Origin of the sequence: Yinghuangia soli (assembly GCF_021502675.1) — a bacterium.
Lineage (GTDB): Bacteria > Actinomycetota > Actinomycetes > Streptomycetales > Streptomycetaceae > Yinghuangia > Yinghuangia soli.
On the sequence record NZ_JAKFHA010000001.1, the window covers coordinates 265,347 to 281,964 of the forward strand.

Annotated in this window: 17 protein-coding genes; 5 read left to right on the forward strand and 12 right to left on the reverse strand. The window is 70.9% G+C overall.

The genetic code is table 11. The annotated features are described in order from the left end of the window. Positions 1 to 206: 206 nt before the first annotated feature. Positions 207 to 428, forward strand: a complete 222-nt coding sequence (locus tag LZ495_RS01150; RefSeq protein WP_235049858.1) for a hypothetical protein — start codon at positions 207 to 209, stop codon at positions 426 to 428. Beyond that, positions 425 to 1,258 (forward strand): CHAP domain-containing protein, encoded by an 834-nt coding sequence (locus LZ495_RS01155; RefSeq protein ID WP_235049859.1) that lies wholly within the window; start codon positions 425 to 427, stop codon positions 1,256 to 1,258. The genes LZ495_RS01150 and LZ495_RS01155 overlap by 4 nt, the downstream gene beginning before the upstream one ends. Positions 1,259 to 1,414: 156 nt before the next feature. Here LZ495_RS01155 and LZ495_RS01160 read toward each other — a convergent pair whose 3' ends face one another. The 4 genes from LZ495_RS01160 to LZ495_RS01175 all read right to left on the reverse strand — a co-directional run bounded on the left by LZ495_RS01160 (position 1,415) and on the right by LZ495_RS01175 (position 6,892). Continuing rightward, on the reverse strand, positions 1,415 to 3,718 hold the full coding sequence (locus LZ495_RS01160) for a (Fe-S)-binding protein (protein WP_235049860.1): 2,304 nt from the start codon (positions 3,716 to 3,718) through the stop codon (positions 1,415 to 1,417). A 185-nt stretch (positions 3,719 to 3,903) separates the two neighbouring features. After that, positions 3,904 to 5,040, reverse strand: coding sequence for an electron transfer flavoprotein subunit alpha/FixB family protein (locus LZ495_RS01165; protein ID WP_235049861.1), 1,137 nt, complete (start codon positions 5,038 to 5,040; stop codon positions 3,904 to 3,906). A gap of 67 nt (positions 5,041 to 5,107) precedes the next feature. Beyond that, positions 5,108 to 5,905: an electron transfer flavoprotein subunit beta/FixA family protein gene (locus LZ495_RS01170; RefSeq protein ID WP_235049862.1), complete on the reverse strand. Its 798-nt coding sequence runs from the start codon at positions 5,903 to 5,905 to the stop codon at positions 5,108 to 5,110. A 357-nt stretch (positions 5,906 to 6,262) separates the two neighbouring features. Next, positions 6,263 to 6,892 carry a dihydrofolate reductase family protein gene (locus tag LZ495_RS01175; RefSeq protein WP_235049863.1) on the reverse strand — a complete coding sequence of 210 codons (630 nt, stop codon included), beginning with the start codon at positions 6,890 to 6,892 and terminating at the stop codon, positions 6,263 to 6,265. Between the two features lie 165 nt (positions 6,893 to 7,057). On the opposite strand from LZ495_RS01175, the gene LZ495_RS01180 reads away from it, so the two are divergent. Beyond that, positions 7,058 to 7,453 (forward strand): hypothetical protein, encoded by a 396-nt coding sequence (locus tag LZ495_RS01180; protein ID WP_235049864.1) that lies wholly within the window; start codon positions 7,058 to 7,060, stop codon positions 7,451 to 7,453. Positions 7,454 to 7,805: 352 nt separating this feature from the next. On the opposite strand, the gene LZ495_RS01185 is transcribed toward LZ495_RS01180, so the two are convergent. The 5 genes from LZ495_RS01185 to LZ495_RS01205 all read right to left on the reverse strand — a co-directional run bounded on the left by LZ495_RS01185 (position 7,806) and on the right by LZ495_RS01205 (position 11,080). Continuing rightward, positions 7,806 to 8,315 carry a hypothetical protein gene (locus LZ495_RS01185; protein ID WP_235049865.1) on the reverse strand — a complete coding sequence of 170 codons (510 nt, stop codon included), beginning with the start codon at positions 8,313 to 8,315 and terminating at the stop codon, positions 7,806 to 7,808. A 22-nt stretch (positions 8,316 to 8,337) separates the two neighbouring features. Beyond that, positions 8,338 to 9,411, reverse strand: a complete 1,074-nt coding sequence (locus LZ495_RS01190; protein ID WP_235050451.1) for a DNA polymerase III subunit beta family protein — start codon at positions 9,409 to 9,411, stop codon at positions 8,338 to 8,340. 113 nt (positions 9,412 to 9,524) lie between these two features. After that, the gene (locus tag LZ495_RS01195) at positions 9,525 to 10,025 is read right to left on the reverse strand and encodes a hypothetical protein (protein WP_235049866.1); all 501 of its coding nucleotides are present in this window, start codon (positions 10,023 to 10,025) and stop codon (positions 9,525 to 9,527) included. 39 nt (positions 10,026 to 10,064) lie between these two features. Continuing rightward, positions 10,065 to 10,652 carry a YdeI/OmpD-associated family protein gene (locus LZ495_RS01200; RefSeq protein WP_235050452.1) on the reverse strand — a complete coding sequence of 196 codons (588 nt, stop codon included), beginning with the start codon at positions 10,650 to 10,652 and terminating at the stop codon, positions 10,065 to 10,067. Between the two features lie 5 nt (positions 10,653 to 10,657). Next, complete coding sequence (locus LZ495_RS01205) at positions 10,658 to 11,080, reverse strand: VOC family protein (protein ID WP_235049867.1); 423 nt, start codon at positions 11,078 to 11,080, stop codon at positions 10,658 to 10,660. A gap of 132 nt (positions 11,081 to 11,212) precedes the next feature. Between LZ495_RS01205 and LZ495_RS01210 the strand changes: the two genes are divergently transcribed. After that, positions 11,213 to 12,160 carry a helix-turn-helix transcriptional regulator gene (locus LZ495_RS01210; RefSeq protein ID WP_235049868.1) on the forward strand — a complete coding sequence of 316 codons (948 nt, stop codon included), beginning with the start codon at positions 11,213 to 11,215 and terminating at the stop codon, positions 12,158 to 12,160. A 124-nt stretch (positions 12,161 to 12,284) separates the two neighbouring features. On the opposite strand, the gene LZ495_RS01215 is transcribed toward LZ495_RS01210, so the two are convergent. Next, positions 12,285 to 13,196 carry an NAD(P)-dependent oxidoreductase gene (locus LZ495_RS01215; protein ID WP_284701848.1) on the reverse strand — a complete coding sequence of 304 codons (912 nt, stop codon included), beginning with the start codon at positions 13,194 to 13,196 and terminating at the stop codon, positions 12,285 to 12,287. A 28-nt stretch (positions 13,197 to 13,224) separates the two neighbouring features. Between LZ495_RS01215 and LZ495_RS01220 the strand changes: the two genes are divergently transcribed. Next, the gene (locus LZ495_RS01220; RefSeq protein WP_235049869.1) at positions 13,225 to 13,659 is read left to right on the forward strand and encodes a MerR family transcriptional regulator; all 435 of its coding nucleotides are present in this window, start codon (positions 13,225 to 13,227) and stop codon (positions 13,657 to 13,659) included. Positions 13,660 to 13,682: 23 nt separating this feature from the next. Here the strand turns inward: LZ495_RS01220 and LZ495_RS01225 are convergent, their stop codons facing one another. After that, complete coding sequence (locus LZ495_RS01225; RefSeq protein ID WP_235049870.1) at positions 13,683 to 15,779, reverse strand: neutral/alkaline non-lysosomal ceramidase N-terminal domain-containing protein; 2,097 nt, start codon at positions 15,777 to 15,779, stop codon at positions 13,683 to 13,685. A gap of 136 nt (positions 15,780 to 15,915) precedes the next feature. Beyond that, positions 15,916 to 16,554, reverse strand: coding sequence for a LysE family translocator (locus LZ495_RS01230; protein ID WP_235049871.1), 639 nt, complete (start codon positions 16,552 to 16,554; stop codon positions 15,916 to 15,918). Positions 16,555 to 16,618: the final 64 nt, after the last annotated feature.

Genomic DNA, 16,618 nt, shown 5'->3' on the forward strand with positions numbered 1-16,618 from the left:
TGAGCGGAACCCCGCCCGGCACGGCACCGGGCCGTCCTAGACTCGAACGAGGGGACCGGCCTTGCCGGTTGGTGAGGGGTCGGGGGAACGTCGGGGAAGCGCATGTCCGCGGCAATCCGTTCGGCCGTGACCGGACCGATCTTGCAACGTCCATTCACCTGCGCGGTCCCGACGCGGGTGTTTCCGCGTGAGGAAGGATCGCGACCATGACCAGTCCCGCGAACGACGGGGATGCGTACGCCGAGGCCGCCGGAGACCCCGGAGAGGCCGCCGAGATGCCGGTGCTGACCGGCAACTCGCCTGGTGCCGGGCAGGCGGACGTCGAATTCGACGAAGCCGCCGCGATCGCGGCGGAGAGCCTCGCCGGGGCGGACAGCGGCTCCGAGGTCGAGACCGCCACCCCGACCCCGGAAGGAGCGCAGAAGTGAGCACTGCTGCCGACGTCATCGCCATCGCCCGCGCCGAAGTGGGCTACCGGGAAGGCCGGGACGCCGACGGCGACCCGAACAACATCGTCAAGTACAGCCCTGAAGTCCCGGGTCTCGGCTGGGCGCAAGGCCAGCCGTGGTGCGCCGTGTTCGTGTCCTGGTGCGCGATGAAGGGGGACGCGAGCACCCTGTTCCCGCGGACCGCCTCGTGCGGGACCGGGCTGCAGTGGTTCCGGGACCGGGGCCGGGCGTCGGAGTATCCGGCGGTCGGCGCCCAGGTGTTCTTCGGGGTCGGCGGCACGTTCGGCAGCGGCGGCCACCACACGGGGCTGGTGTACGCCTACGACGCGAACTACATCTACACGATCGAGGGCAACACCAACACGAGCGGCTCCCCCGAGGGCGACGGCGTATACCTGCGCAAGCGCTCGCGGCGCGACCCGTATGTGTACCGGTACGGCTACCCGGCCTACGACAACGGCATCGTGTCCGCGGACCCCAACTGGGGCGGCAGCAAGCCGAGCATTCCGCAGCAGCCGAGCGGCGCCGAGGTGTCGCTGGCCCGGGTCGCCGCCGCGGCCCGCAAGGACGCGCCGGCGGCCGGCACGCCGAAGTCGTACCCCGAGGGCGTACTGCTCGTCGAGCGCGCGCTGGTCGCCGAGGGGCTGCTGCGCGGCGAGTACGCGGACGGGTCGTACGGCACCAAGACACTGACTGCGTATGCCGCGTGGCAGCGGCGGCTGGGCTACACCGGCACAGATGCGGACGGCATCCCGGGCAAGGACAGCCTGAAGCGGCTCGGCGCGAAGCACGGCTTCACCGTGGTGTGACGCGTGGTCTCGTGCGCAGCATTCCGCGTGGCCTGATGCGCGGCGTGACGCGTGGCCTGACGCGTGGTCTGACGTGTGGCCTGACGCCTGGCAGGACGTTGTGACGCGTGCCGGGGCTTCATGGCGGTCCAAGCGCCATGAAGCCCCGGCGCACGCTTACGTCTTGTCCGCGGGTGCCGCGGTCCCGCTCGCGCCGGCGGCACCGCCGCCGGTGCTGTCCGCGCTTGCGGCCGTGCCGTTGCTGCCGGGCGGCGGCGCTGCGGGCTGCGCCGGTATAGCAGCCTCGCCGGCGGGCTGGGCTGCTTGCGCGGCAGACTCCGCCGCGGTGGGCGGCATCCCCTCGCGCCGCTTGATGGACCGCAGCAGCACCTCCGACACGTCCGTCACGCGTACCGCCTCGTCGGCCTTGCCCTCCTGCTTGCGCGTGGCCACGCCGTCGGTGAGCATCACGATGCAGTACGGGCAGGCCGCGGTGACCAAGTCCGGCTCGGTTTCCAGGGCTTCGTCGGTGCGCGTCTCGTTGATGCGGGTGCCGATGGTCTCCTCGACCCACATGCGCGCGCCGCCCGCACCGCAGCAGAAGGACCGTTCGCGGTTGCGCGGCATCTCGGTGAGCCGCACGCCCGGCACGCTTTCCAGGATCTGCCGCGGCGGACTGAAGACGCGGTTGTGTCGGCCCAGGTAGCAGGGGTCGTGGTAGGTGACCGCGGCGTCGACGTCGTTCTCGGGGACCAGGCGCCCCTCGCTCACCAGCTTGGCCAGCAGCTCGGTGTGGTGGACCACTTCGTAGTTGCCGCCGAGCTGCGGGTATTCGTTGCCGATCGCGTTGAAGCAGTGCGCGCAGGTGACCACGATCTTCTTGGCGTCCGCGGGGCGGTCGCCGAAGACGGTGTTGAGCGTCTCGACGTTCTTGCCAGCGAGCTCCTGGAAGAGCATCTCGTTGCCGAGCCGGCGGGCCGCATCGCCCGTGCACGACTCCTTCTTGCCGAGGACCGCGAACGAGACGCCGGCTTCGTGCAGGAGTTCGGCCACCGAGCGGCTGGTCTTCATCGCGGTGTCGTCGAGCGAGCCCGCGCAGCCCACCCAGTACAGCCACTCGACGTCCTCGGGGATCTCGCCGCCGTCCAGGACGCGGATCTCGAACGGCAGCTTCTTCGCCCATTCGAGCCGGGCCTTCGCACCGCGCCCCCACGGGTCGCCCTTGCGTTCGAGGTTGCGCAGCATCGAGCCGGCTTCCTTGGGGAATTCCGACTCCATCATCACCTGGTAGCGGCGCATGTCGAGGATGTGGTCGACGTGCTCGATGTCCACCGGGCACTGCTCGACGCACGCGCCGCAGGTCACGCACGACCACAGCACGTCCGGGTCGATGACGCCGCGGTCCTCGGCGGTGCCGACCAGCGGCCGGGAACCCTCGGCCTGGTCCTGCTCCGGCAGCGCGGCCCGCGCCTCGTCCGAACCGGCCAGCAGGTAGGGCGCCTTCGCCAGCGCATGGTCGCGCAGCGCCATGATGAGCAGCTTGGGAGACAAGGGCTTGCCGGTGTTCCAGGCCGGGCACTGCGACTGGCAGCGGCCGCATTCGGTGCAGGTCGCGAAGTCGAGCAGGCCCTTCCAGGTGAAGTCCTCGATCGCGCCGCGGCCGATCTTGTCGTCCTCCTGGGGGTCGTCCCAGTCGATCGGCTTGCCGCCGGACTGCACGGGCAGCGCCGCGCCGAGGCCGCGCGGGCGGCGCGACAGGGCGACGTTGAACGGCGCGGTGAAGATGTGCATGTGCTTGGAGTGCACCACGATCACCAGGAAAGACAGCACCACGGCGAGGGACAGCAGCAGTGCGATGTGTTCGAGGATCTCGTTGGCGTGCTCGCCCGCGGGTTCGAGGAGCTTGCCGACCGCCTCGGAGGCGTACGCACCGTTGTCGAACGGGAAGGTGCCCGCGTTGGTCTGCGCGCCGCGGAAGAGCAGCAGCGTCCACATGACGTTGAAGATCATCAGGAGCACGACCCAGGCCGCGCCCGTGTGCGAGCCGTAGAACCGCGAGCCGCGGCCTTCCTTGGCCGGGTCCTGGCGCAGCCGGATGGCGGCGAACGCGACGAGGCCGACGAGCACCGCGACGATGAAGGTGTCCTCGAGGGCGCCCAGCCAGGCCATCTTGCCGATCAGCGGGATGTGGAAGTCCTCGTCGAACAGGGCGCCGTAGCCCTCGACGATCGTCGCGCCGAGGATGACGAAGCCCCAGAACACCGCGAAGTGCGCGGCGCCCGCGCCGGTCCACTGCAGGAGTTTGCGCTGCCCGAACACCTCGGTGACGACGGCCCACAGCCGCGTGCCGAGGTCCTGGGTGCGGTCCCGCTCCACCGGTTGCCCGGTCTTGCCGAGCCGGTAGAGCACCAGGAGGCGGCGGCCGGCGAGCGCGAACGCCACCGCCGTGATCGCCAGTCCGATGACGAGTCGTACGACCACTTACGCCTCCACGAAGTCCTGGATGACCGGTGCGCCTTGTGCGTCTTGCCGGTACGAGGTGCGTGTGCGAGGAGCGGGGTGCGAGTACGTGCGGCTGTGCGGGTGTGCGGCTGTGCCTTGGTGCGGTTGGGTCCTGGTACGGCTTGAGCCTTGGTGCGGGTCGGGCCTTGGTGCGGGTCGGTGCCTTACTCGAGCGCCGGGGTGGCCGCCTCCGGCGCCGCGGCCGGGGCGGGGATCACCGCGGCCGGCGCAGCTTCCGTCGGCATTGCGGTGTTCGAACAGCAGGGTTCGCGGCGGCGTTCGATCTCGGTCAGGAGTTCGGGGAGGACGTCGTGCAGGTCCCCGACCACGCCCACGTCCGCGATCCGGAAGATGGGCGCGTCCGGGTCCTTGTCGATGGCCACGATGGTGGCGGCGTGCTGCATGCCGGCGCGGTGGTGCACCGATCCGGAGATCCCGCAGGCGATGTAGAGCTTGGGGTGGACGACGGCCCCGGTCTGCCCGATGAGCGCGTCGTGCGGGCACCAGCCCAGATCGGCCGCGGCGTGCGTGCCGCCGACCGCCCCGCCGAGGGCGTCCGCGACCTGTTCGATCAGCTGGAATCCGGCGGCGGAGCCGACCCCGCGTCCGCCCGCGACCACGACCTGGGCGCCGGTCACCGGGCGGCGTCCCGGCTTGCGGGTGCGCGACACCAGGCGGATGCTCCGGTCGGCCGCGCTCAGGTTGACGAACATGTGCTCGACGACGGGCGGGCCCTGCGCGGCCGGGCGCTCCGCAGCCGGTGCTGCGGACGTACATGAGGCCGCCTGCTCGGCCGGTTCCGATGCGGTGCCGCATTCGACGGTGATCACCGGGGCCGCGCCGCGGACCACGGACTCCACGCGGTAGGCACCGCTGCAGACTTCCTGCACGGTGACGGGTCCGTCCGGCCCGGGCAGGACGTCGATGGCGCCGGTGACGATGCCCGACCCAAGGCGTACCGCGACCCGGGCCGCGACTTCCTTGCCTTCCCGGCCGGACGGGATGAGCACCGCGGCCGCGGACATCTGCCAGGCGAGCTCGGCCAGTGCCTCGACGGCCACCGCGACCGCGGACGCGCCCTGCTGCCCGCCGGCGGTCTCGGCAGTCGCAGCGGCTTCGGCGACGCAGACGCGGGCGGCGCCGTAGCGTCCGAGCTCGTCCAGCTCGCGCGCATCGGCCCGGTGGCGCAGCACCGCCACAGGCGTGCCGAGCCGTCGGGCGATGGTCAGCAACCGGTAGGCCGGGGCCGCGGCGGCGCCGTTGGCGCCGTCCCGTTCCACGAGTACCAGCACAGGTCGCATGCAGTGCCTCCCCGCGCGTCGGGTGGTCCGATCGCGGGGTGCCGGGCACCGGATCGGACCGTTCGGGTCAGATCAGCTGGTGCTCGGTCAGGTAGCTCGCGAGCCGGACCGCGGCTCCGCGGGCCTCGCCCTGGACCAGGAGTCCGGGGCGTTCGCACGCACACGACGTCACCGTCCGGACCTCGGTCGCCGAGGCCCGCAGGCCCACTTCCGACGGCCGGATCCGCAGGTCGGCGAGGGACCACGTGCGGATCGTCTTGTAGCGCGCCTCGACGATCGAGCGGAACGCCGGGTAGCGGGGTTCGCCGACCCGGTCGGTCACCGACACCACGGCGGGCATCGGGACCGCGATCTCGGCGACGGTGGCGCCTTCGTCGCGGCGGATGACGACTTCGTCCTCGCCGGTCCACACCGCGTCGGCATCGCACGCGGCGGGCACCCCGAGGCGCTCGGCGACCATGGCCGGGACCACCGACATGCCGGAGTCGCTCGACGCGGTCCCGCAGATCACCAGGTCGAAGCCGAGGCGTCGGACGGCCGCGGCGAGGACCAGCGACGTGGCCTGCGCGTCCGATCCGTGCAGGCCGTCGTCGAGGACGTGGACGCCTTCGTCGGCCCCCAGCGCGAGCGCCCGGCCGAGTGCGCGGACGGCTCCCGCGGGGCCCATCGTCACGACGCTGATCTGCACGTCGAGGCGCTGCCGGGCGATCCGCATCGCCTGTTCGACGGCGTACTCGTCGGGCTCGCCGAGCCGGCAGGTGAGTGCCGCGCGGTCGACCGTCATGTCGTCCGCAAAAACGCCGACACCGGAAATCCGGTCGGCCACCTCGTCGGGCACGTGCTTGACCAACACCACAAGCTTCACCGGTGCTCGCTTCCACTCGCCTCCGCTTGCGCGGAACGTGCATGGATCGTGCGTGCTGTACGGCTGTGCGTTGTGCATCGTGCTGTGCAAGTGCTGTGCAGGTGCGTGGCGGTGCTGCCGGGCACGTGCGGCGCGGGTGTGGACTGGTGCCGCCGAGTCGTCAGAGGCGGCGTGAGTACGCCGGGCATGCCCGAATTCCGGCAGACGATGTTGCCTGCCGGACTGCGAGTGTAGGGGCCGCGATCGACGATCGACAGTGGTTGCGGACTCCGTTCCGGATCTCCGCTTGATCACCAACTCCCTTATGCTGCTTGATCGTTGATCTTCTTCCACCTTCGACGCAAGCGAAGGTCAGCCTTACCTCTCCCCCTCCCCCGGCACCTCGTAATTGCCGTACACCGGGTCGCCGACCCGCTCGTAAGTCGCGAGCACCACGCCCGCAGGGGTGGCCCGCACCTCGGAGAGTGCGTACGCAGTCGGCAGGGTGCCCGGCTCGATGAACCGCTTCCCGTCGCCCAGTGCCACCGGGAAGGTGAGCAGCCGCAAGGTGTCCACGACGCCAAGGCGCAGCAGGGCTCCGGCCAGTGCGCCGCTGCCGTGCACCTGCAGTTCGCGCCCGGGGCGGGCCTTGAGCGCCGCTACCTCGTCGGCCAGGTCCCCGTGCAGCAGTTCGGCCGGGCCCCAAGGCGTCGTACGCAAGGTACGGCTGGGCACATACTTCGTCAGGCTGTTGAGCGCGCCCGCGAGGACATCGTCCGGGTCGGTGATCTTGGGCCAGTAGGTCGAGAAGATCTCGTACGTCCGCCGCCCCAGCAGGAAGGCGTCGGCCTGCTCCAGGATCCCGACCATGTGCGCCGCGAAGTCCTCGTCCCCGTAGGTCGAGGACCAACCGCCTTGCGTGAAGCCCCCGTCCCGGTCCTCATCGGGTCCCCCGGGGCCTTGGTAGACCCCGTCCAACGTCACGAACATCGTCACTGCGAGCTTCATGCCGGCCTCCTGTTCGGGAAGATCGTCGTCTCCCGTACAGATCCGCGAACGCGGCAAAACTCATCGCGCCGAGCACCGGAATGTTGGCCTCAGGGACGTCATCAAGCAAGGACTTGTCCGGAATGGACCTCCTGAAGCCCGCATTCCGGGACCAGATTGGCGGCCATGAAGACGACAGGAAGGCTCGCAATCGTCGGAACGGCTGCCGGAGCGCTGGTCGGCGCGGCATTGGCGGTGGCGCCCGGCGCCGCGGCAGGCAGCTACAACGGATGCACCTATCCCCGGGTCTGCTTCTACCTGACCGCGACCCAGTGGAACAACGGCACCCCGTCGACCGGGTACCAGGACGTGACCTCCGGGTACCAGAACCTGGGCTCGCTCAGCCGCGGCGCCGACTACGTCCGGAACACCCGGAACGACGACCGCGCATACCTGCGCTACATCCGCCACAGCACAGGCGGCACCGAGTACCTGTGCGTCCTGCCGAACCAGACGGCCATCTTCTCGTCGGCCTATACGGTCACCGGCATCCGCATAGACACGGCCGCAACCTGCCCCTGACCACGTCCCCCACCGGCCCCCGGCACACCCTGCCGGGGGCCGGCCCATGCCTGCGTGTCGGAGCGAACAGCTAAGTTCCCGAACACACCAGAGGCCGGCCTGAGCACCTGCACACACCGAGGTCCGCGGTCATGGGGGGTGGGGCCGGTACGGGCACAACTGAAGATCGGAACGCTCTCACCTGAGAGGCCCGACCGGCAGCCGTACCTCACCCCCCTTCCGCAGAGAGGTCACACCAGCGCGACGTGGATCACGTGGCCTGGCCGTCGCGCCTGGCTGCTGACGGTCCGTCGGCTAATTGACGTTCCGACCTGAGTCAGCTCGAAAGCGATCCGGGACGCGTTCCGATGCGTCACGCGGTGGGACCGGGTGCGGAGGACCGCTTGGCGGTGTCCCGCTGGGAGATGGCCACTGCCACCTCGTCGATCGCAGTGCGCAGAGAGGCACCGTATGCGTCCTGAGGGAGGCTGGGGGCGTGCTCTTGGGCTGCGTTGATGTGCTCGCCGGCCGCGTCGAAGGACCCGAGGCGGCGGTAGTTGTCGGCCAGGTTGAGATGGAGCGAGGGGTAGAACCCGGCGATGTGGAGGCCGGCATGGTGTTCCTGGACGCGCTGGTCGGTCACCGCGTCGGCAGCGTCCAGGGCCCGGACGTCCCAGGCGAGGGCCTGGGCGGGATCTTCGTAGAGGTCCGCCAGGTAGTGGGCGAGTGAGCACCGGTGCAGCGGGTCGCCGGTGACGCCGATCTCCGACCACAGGTTCAGGAGCCTGTGGCGGGCGGAAAGGATGTCGCCCGTTCGGCCTTCGGTGACGGCTTGACCGATGGCTTCCATGGTCGGATCGGGGCCGGCGGGTGCGGTGGGCATGACGTGTTCCTCGTCGTCGTTCTCAGGCTGAGGGGTCGAACTTGATGGGCATGGCCAGGGTGGTGAGATCGCCGCGGTCGGCGGAGCGGATCGTGACGGGCAGGTGGTATCCCCTGAGATCGAGCAGCACGTCGGGGCCGATCGCCGTGCTCACGGCGGGATAGATCGTGGTCATGTCGAACCCGATCCGGAGGTTCGCGCCCGTCACGGTGGCGGAAAGCGGGATTCCGGGGTGTTCGTCGTTCGGGGGCCGGATGCTCACACGGTGATCGGTGATGTGCAGTGCGACGTGTTCGCCGGGGTGTTCTTCCAGGGCCCGCAGCAGCAAGTCCTTCGAGATCGTCACGCGCGTAGTGACCTCGCCCAGGGACTCGAGCATCAAACGGTGGTCGGGGAACTCCTCGGGCAGCGTGCGGCAGTGCCGGTCCTCCCGCTCGGGCATGCGCAGCCAGATCCCGTGCGGCACCACTTCGATGCGGACCAGCGCACTGCGCCGGACATCGGCGATCGCAGCCCGGAGGTCGTCGCCGTCGACCGTGCCGGCCCAGGTCTGCTCCATCGGCCGCGCCGGCACCAGGGTCCGAGTGGAGAGCCGGTACCGGTCCGTCGCCGTCAGGGCGATTGCCTCGCCACTCGCCTCGATGCGCAAGCCGGCGAGCACCGCCATCCCCGGCTCGTGCGCGGTCGCGGTCAGAACCTGCTCGACCGCATCCGCCAGCACGGGACCCTTCAGCGTGGCGATCAGCAGACCGGGCACGTTGCCGCCGAGCGCGGACTTGATGATCGCAGCCTTCTGCCGTGCCGCCGCCGCATCCCCGCCGATCTTGGCGACATGCTCGTCGACCAGCCGCGCCGCCTCCTCGGCCTCGGCGCCGAGGACCGCCTCGACCGCAGTCAGCGGCATGGCGATCTCGCGGAGCCGACGCAGTGCGGTCGCCCGCACCAGCTGATCGGCGTCGTAGTAGCGGTAGCCCGTGACCGGGTCTACTTCGGCAGGAGGCAGTAGCCCGGAGTCGGCGTAGAAACGCAACGCGCTGGAGGTCAGACCACTGCGCTGGGCGAAGACGCCGATCGGCATCAGTTCGGAACTTGGCACCTCGCCATCATTGAGCTTCAAGCAACTCGAAGGTCAACATCGACGTGGGCATCACCAACGTCATGGCCGGCAATAACTAGTGCTCGTCGTGGTCCGCCGTACCGAGGCGGCGGTCAGGGGCCGTAGTGGGTGGTGGAGCCGTCGATGTCGCCGCCGGCGGCGATGGAGCCGCGGTCGGCGCGGATTCCCGGGCCGCCGGGTTGGGACGTGGGGGCGGCCGGGTCCGGGGCGGTGCTGCTTGCGGGGTCCGTGCCGCTATCCGTTGCGGAGTAGCGGGTCTGCGCGTTGCGGATGGTGCCGCCTGCGGCGATCGAGCCGCGGTCGGCGGAGACGTACGGAGCACCAGGGGGCACGAACGACTGCACCGCCGGGGTCGATACCGGCGTCGTCGCCGCGGTCAGCGCGTGGTTGCCTCCACCGGTGCTCGCTGCTGCACGGCTTACCTGCCACAGGCTGATACCCAGCGAAGCCACACCCGCGAGCGAACCGACGATGGCCCACGCCTGGCCGGCCCCCTCCGGATGGCCGACCGTCAGCCACACCACCGCCACGCCGAACGCCACCGCTCCGGCGCCCGCCAGTCCCCACCAAAGTGCCTTCGCCCGCCCGCTCATGGCTCCATGGTCGGGTACGAAGCATGATCAAGTCTGCACTCAGGCGGGGTGGTTGGCGCGGATGTTGCGGGACGCAAGTTCGGCGGTGCGGACGACCCGGCGTTCCCTCGTCTCGGGGCGCTTTGCGGTGGCGATCCACTGCAGGATCAGGCGCCGGGACGACGGCGGAAAGGCGGCGAAGTTGCGCTGTGCGGCCTCGTCGCGGCCGAGTGCGGCGCGCAGGTCGTCTGGGACGGTGAAGGCGTCCGCTTCAGGGACCGGCTCCCACGTGCCCTTGGCCTTGGCAAGGTCGATGAGGTCTTGGCCGGCCGGTGTCATGAGGCCCGCAGCGGTCATCCGGGCGACCCGTTCACGGTTGACGCTGCTCCACGTGCTGCGCGGGTTCCTCGGCGAGAAGCGCAGGCGCGAGCTGTGCGCGTCGTGCTTGCGGGCGAGGCTGTCGATCCAGCCGTAGCAGAGCGCGTGTTCGATCGCGATGCCGTACGTCAGTCCGGGCACGCCGCTGTCCTTGTGCGGGATGCGCAGCCAGACCTCCTTCTCCGTACGGCTGTTCGCGGCGAGCCAGGCGCGCCACTCGTCGGGGTCGGCGGCGTGGCAGACCTCTGGTGCCGGCTGCAGGTCGGGCATGCTGCTCACCGCCCTTCCTCGGTACGTGCGCCGAGCACGTCCAGGTAGTGCTGGTTGTACATGACCCCGAGGATGTTCCCGAACGGGTCGACCACGGATGCGGTCACGAACCCCGGCCCGCGTTCGACCACCGGCTCGTGGACCATGGCCCCAAGTCCGAGCAGCCGTTCGAAGGCCGCTTGGACGTCGTCCACGTGCCAGTACGCGACCGCCCCGCCGACCTGCCGGCCGTGGCCTTCCGGGGCGAAGCGCGCGTCGATGATGCCCAGCTCGTGCTGGTAGTCGCCGATCCGGAACTCGACGTACGCGGGCGGCCCTTCGACCGGCCGGACGAAGTACGCGTCGACGCCCAGCAGCTTGGCGTACCAGGCGCGGGCCGCGCCGAGGTCGTCGGCGAAGAGGTTGACGGTGGTGAGTCCGCGCAGCATGGCCGATCCCTTCCGAGTCCGTGCTCCGACCCCTGCGGTCGGTGACAACTTCGATGCTGCCACCTAAAGTGCTCACCATCTGAGCACTTTGATGAGCGGGTTGATCGGCATTTCGCGGAGGAGGTGCAGGCCGTGCGCGCGGACCGGCTGGTCGCCACGCTGCTGCTCATGCAGGCCCGCGGCCGGGTGACCGCGGCCGAGCTGGCCGAGGAACTGGAGGTGTCGGTGGCCACCGCGCGCCGGGACCTGGAGGCCCTGTCATCGGCCGGCGTACCGGTGTATCCGCAGCCGGGCCGCGGCGGCGGGTGGTCGCTGGTCGGCGGCGCGCGTACCGACCTGAGCGGTTTGTCGGCGACCGAAGCGCAGGCGCTGTTCCTGCTGGTCGGACCGGCGGCGGCGGTGTCCGGCGAGGCGAAGGCGGCGCTGCGCAAGCTGGTCCGCGCGCTGCCCGAGCCGTTCCGGGCCGAGGCCGCGGCGGCCGCCGACGCGACGATGACCGACCCCACCGGGTGGGGCGACCGCGACCGCCCGCGGCCCGGAATCGTGGACTTGCTGCAAGCTGCCGTCATCCGGCGCGAGCGGGTACGGCTGGCGTACACCGACGGCCGCCGGGAGCGCAGCGAGCGGGTCGTCGACCCGTGGGGCCTGGTCGACAAGGACGACACCTGGTACCTGATCGCGGGTACGGAGCGGGGGCAGCGGACGTTCCGCGTCGACCGCATCACCGAGGCCGCGGCGACCGGTGAACAAGCGGAGCGGCCGGACGACTTCGCGCTGGCGGCGGCCTGGCAGGGGGTCGTCGACGAAGTCGAGCAGCGGCGCTCCCGCACCTGGGCGACGCTTCGGGTGGAGGCGCGGTACGTCGCGATCCTGCGCGACCAGTTCGGGCGGCATTGCGAGGTCGAGGACGATTCGGAGAGCGCGGGCCGGGTCCAGGTCCGGGTCGGCGCCCCCACACCGCTGGACATCGCCCGGAACCTGGCCGGCTGGGGCGCCTTGGTCGAGGTCGTCGAACCGGCCGCGGTCCGCGATGAACTGGCGCGTATCGGTCGGGAGTTGACGGCAGCGTACGACGGCTGACGCAAGCGCAGGACGGTCGGACGGGAGATCCCCGCCCGACCGTCACTCACGTCTGCCGCTCACGTGTGCCGCTCACGCCTGGCACTCGAGCCCGTCGCTCGCGCCCGTCGCCGGCACCCGTCGTTCACGCCGGACCGGGCTTGGCGAACTCCTCGATGAGCACCGGGTACTGCTCCCCGCCATGCCCCGCCGCGATCGCCCGGTCGGCCATCGCCTTGAACAGCTTGGGCAGTTCGGCGTTGACGCCGAGTGCCTCGCTCTCCTCGATCAGGTGGTCCATCGCCCGTACGTCGGTCTCCAGCGCGGACACCTCGGCCGGGAATTCCCCGCGGTCGATCTGCTCCGCGTACCCGGGCAGCCACTCGGCCACGCCCGCGGCCATCAGGCGGGCGAACCCCGCGTACGTCACGGCGTCGACACCGGCCGTCCGGAGCATGGCCGTGCCCTGGAGCCACGCGTTCAGGACGCTCCACATCATGGCCAGCCCGGCCACGTCGTACAGCGAGGCCAGCCCCGGGTCCTCGCCCAGGTAGGACGCAGTGCCGAGGGCCGCGAGCGTGGCCTCGTGCGCGGCGAAGTCGGCCTGCGGTCCGCTGTGCAGGATGACCGCTTCCGCGGTGCCGATGCTCGGCGGGACGGCCATGATCGCGCCGTCCAGGTAGCGGACGCCGCGCTGCTCGGCCCACCGGGCGGCCTCGCGGGCCTGGGCGGAGTCGCCCGAGGTGAGGTTGAGCAGGGTCGTACCGCTCAGGTCGAGGGCGTCGTCGGCGAGGAGGCCGTTGACGGCCGAGTAGTCGGTGAGGCAGATGATGGTGAGCGGGCTCGCCTTGACGGCGTCGGCGACGCTCGGCGCGAGCCGGGCGCCGTCGGCCACCAGGCCCTCGGCTTTGGCGGCGGTGCGGTTCCACACCGTGGTCGGGTGGCCGGCCGCCAGGAACGCGGCGGCGAGGGATCGGCCCATCAGGCCCAGGCCGATGACGGTCACGGGAGTACTGGTCTTGCCGTTGTTGTTCATACGAGCATCGTCAACGTTCATATCGGTATGAAGGTCAAGCGAGGTTCGCATGCGGATCGGTGAGCTGAGTCGGCGTACGGGCGTGCATGCCCACCAGTTGCGCTACTACGAGGCCCAGGGGCTGCTGGAGGCGGACCGCCGCGGCAACGGCTATCGCGACTACGACGACGATGCGGTGCTGCGGGTGAAGCAGATCCGGCACCTGCTGGGCGCGGGGCTGTCGTCCGAGGACATCGCGTACCTGCTGCCTTGTGCCACGGGCGAGGTGCCCGAGCTGGTCGGATGCCCCGAACTCTTGGCCGCGATGCGCACGCGCCTGCAGCGCCTGGAGGACCAGATGGCCCGGCTCGCCCAGTCCCGCGGTGCGCTGATGGACTACATCGCCGAGGCAGAGCGGATCGGCGGGGACGCATACCCGCCCTTCGACGGCACCGAGGAAGCCGCGCCCGGTATCGAGCGAGTCCCGGTCGCGGCGCGCGCCTGACCACGTTCTCGGGAACGTACGCGTCAGCCGATTTCGAACGGAGCCGTGGTCCCGGTGAAGGACCCGCGGGGAGTGTTCCCGTGGTAGCTCAGGCGGTAGCGGCCGGGCGGGGCTTCGCCGGCGTCCCATTCGATGCGCACGGTGGCGTGCCGGCCCGGGCCGGCTGTGCGGCTTCGCAACGGGACGCGAGGGCGCACCTGTTCGTCTCCGGCCCGGTCGCGGGCCCAATGGAGCCTGGTGGACCAGTCGCCGTCGTCGGCGACGCGTACCCACTTGCCGGGCTCGGTCTCGCGTTCGACGGTGAGGTACGTGCTGCCGCGCCGCAGGTCGATGCTGGGGTGGGCGGCCACGAACTCGGCGGCCACGACACGCCCGTTGCGGGCGAAGGACAGTTGGTCGCCGAACGACTTGCCGCGCGGCGGCACCACTTCGGCGGGCGGCTTCGCACCGCGGTTGTGGCGGCGTCCGGACAGGTCGGGCTCGGGCGTCCCGCTGCCGACGCCCACGCCGTCCCGCATCGCGGTGGCCAGTTCGGACGCGATCTGCTGGAGCGCGGGCAGTTGCCAGCGTCCGAAGAGGGTGCTGCCGCCCTCGTACATCTGCGCGTCGTACTCCTCGGGCGTGGTCGTGTAGTGCCCGTACGCGTTGCTGTACCCGGCCACCAGCACGTCGGAGACGTCCGCACCCACGACCGCGGCCACGGTGCGGCGCAGCCGCAGGCCCGCGGTGATGGTCACCTCGAACGGCAGGCCGATCAGATAGAGCGGGCCGATGCGCAGCAACTGCACGGGCAGGCGCTGCTGGACGAGGGGGATCAGCTTGTTGACGAGCCCGCCCGGGAGGGCGATCGGCTTGGGCGCCTGGGCATCGCGGGCGCGGGCCGACAACGGGTAGACGACACGTTGCGACAGCGCGCCGAGGATGCGGTTCTGCTCGGCGTCGAAGCCCTTGAAGTGGGTCGGGCCGTCCGGGAGCGCGCCCGCGAACGACGTCGCCCCGCCGGCCGGGCCCGAGGTGCGGTGCGGGCGGCCGTCGCCGGTGAACTCCGGGCGCACGCGTACGTCGGCCATGTCGACGTACGTGATGCGGTGGTCGAGGACGAGGTCGAACGGGTCGGCGAGCGGGGCCTTCTCGGCGAGCGCGGCCGCGGCCTCGGATTGGCGGGTGCCGATGATGCGGGTGTTCTCGAACATGTCGTCGGTCGGGCCGTGGCCCGCCTCGAGGTCGAGGTTGGGCGACATGTCGCCGGCGTTCGTCTGGGCGAAGGCGGCGATGAAGTCGGCCGGTGCCCGGTCGAGGTAGTCGACGTCGGAGACCACGCGTTCCCAGTGGTAGCCCGCGTAGCCCTTGTTGTCCGCGCTGACCAGGCGGTTCTGGTTGGTCATGCTCGTGTTGTGCACGGCGAACCAGTTGAGCGCGCCGACGAGGCGGCCGTCGCGTTCGACGGTCAGCACCGTGGTCTGTGGATCGACGGCGAGGGGGAAATGCGCGCGCTCGTCGGCCGGGTTGCGCTCGAACGCGCGCCGGGAGCGGTTGGCGCTGGCGTTCTCCAGCGTGCCGTGCGCGAGGCGCAGCGCGGCGGGGGCGAGGTCGGCGTGCGCGGCGAGGGCCGCCTCGACGATGCCGTCGACGATCGCGCCGAAGGTCTGCGGGCGGAAGCCGCCGGTGTTGCCGTTGTAGAGGGCGTGGTGCGCGTAGCCGCCGGGCCCGCAGTGGGTGTGCGTCGCGGTGAGCATGACGTTGGAGTCGGTGTAGCCGTCGGGCAGCCGCGGCAGCACGGCCTGGACGATGCTGCCGAACATCAGCGGCAGGTCGCAGACTACGACCATCAGGCGGCGGCCAGCGCTGTCTGCGAAGGCGAAGGCGCGGGCCCGCAGCCGCGTGTGCAGGCCGGCGCTCTGCTGGTACGCCATGCCGTAGCCGAGCATGCCGCACTCGGCGATCTCGCCGGTGATGTCCGCGATGCCGCGGCCGACGAGCCCGGCGGCTGCGGCGGTTCCGCTGCTTCCGCCCGGTCCGGAGGAATCCGCCGCCGAGGGATCCGCTGCCGAGGAACCTGCCCCCGGCGAGCCTGCTGCCGAAGCACCTACTGCTGAGGAATCCGCTGCTTCCGAGGCCACGGCCACTCCTCTGTCGTCGGCGCCTGCCTTGCTCCTCTGTCCCTTCCCATCGTGACCTACGAGGTCACCCGGGACTGACATCGGATCCGGTCGCAGGTCTTCGACGAGGTGCCGGTCCGGTCCTGCCGGGTGCGGCTCAGTCCTTGCGGCCGGTGACGGCGACGGTCACACCGAGGCCGATCATGGCCAGGCCACCGGTGCCGCCCACTGCCGAGAGCCGTTGCGGGGAGTCGGCGAACCAGCCGCGCGCGGTTGCTGCGGCCAGCCCCCACACGCTGTCGCAGGCCAGGGCGATGACGTTGAAGATCACGCCGAGCACGAGCATCTGGACGGCGACGTGGCCCGCGCCGCGGTCCACGAACTGCGGCAGGACCGCGGCGAAGAACACCATCGTCTTGGGGTTCGCGACGCCGACCGCGAAGCCTTCCCACATCGTGCGGGCCGTGCCCTGCGAAGGCGCTTCGCCCTCGAACGCGGCCCGGAGCGCGCCGCGTTGCCGGAAGGCCTTGACGCCCAGGTAGACCAGGTAGGCGGCGCCGACCAGCTTGAGTGCGGTGAAGACGATCACCGAGCGTTCCACGATCGACCCGATACCGAGGGCGACCGCCACGACCAGCGTGTACGCGCCGAGAGTGTTGCCCACGACGGTCGTGAGCGCGGCCCGGCGTCCCTGGGCCAGCGCGCGTCCGACCACGAACAGGACGCTCGGTCCCGGGATGATGATCAGGACGAACGACATCGCCGCGAACGCGAGCATTTGTTCCGTGGAGACCATGCAGCCATCGGACCACAGGGGCAGCGAGACCGGTATCGAATTTGCCGCCGGGATCCGCGGGGGG

Excerpts from the sequence above, each read along its gene's own strand:
- LZ495_RS01205 (WP_235049867.1), bottom strand. The coding sequence starts at position 11,080 with ATGCTGCGCGGACTCACCACCGTCAACCTCTTCGCCGACGACCTCGGC.
- LZ495_RS01195 (WP_235049866.1), bottom strand. The coding sequence starts at position 10,025 with ATGAGCGGGCGGGCGAAGGCACTTTGGTGGGGACTGGCGGGCGCCGGA.
- LZ495_RS01215 (WP_284701848.1), bottom strand. The coding sequence starts at position 13,196 with ATGAACGTTGACGATGCTCGTATGAACAACAACGGCAAGACCAGTACT.
- LZ495_RS01230 (WP_235049871.1), bottom strand. The coding sequence starts at position 16,554 with ATGGTCTCCACGGAACAAATGCTCGCGTTCGCGGCGATGTCGTTCGTC.
- LZ495_RS01165 (WP_235049861.1), bottom strand. The coding sequence starts at position 5,040 with ATGCGACCTGTGCTGGTACTCGTGGAACGGGACGGCGCCAACGGCGCC.
- LZ495_RS01185 (WP_235049865.1), bottom strand. The coding sequence starts at position 8,315 with ATGCCCACCGCACCCGCCGGCCCCGATCCGACCATGGAAGCCATCGGT.
- LZ495_RS01180 (WP_235049864.1), top strand. The coding sequence starts at position 7,058 with ATGAAGACGACAGGAAGGCTCGCAATCGTCGGAACGGCTGCCGGAGCG.
- LZ495_RS01175 (WP_235049863.1), bottom strand. The coding sequence starts at position 6,892 with ATGAAGCTCGCAGTGACGATGTTCGTGACGTTGGACGGGGTCTACCAA.
- LZ495_RS01200 (WP_235050452.1), bottom strand. The coding sequence starts at position 10,652 with ATGCCCGACCTGCAGCCGGCACCAGAGGTCTGCCACGCCGCCGACCCC.
- LZ495_RS01150 (WP_235049858.1), top strand. The coding sequence starts at position 207 with ATGACCAGTCCCGCGAACGACGGGGATGCGTACGCCGAGGCCGCCGGA.
- LZ495_RS01220 (WP_235049869.1), top strand. The coding sequence starts at position 13,225 with ATGCGGATCGGTGAGCTGAGTCGGCGTACGGGCGTGCATGCCCACCAG.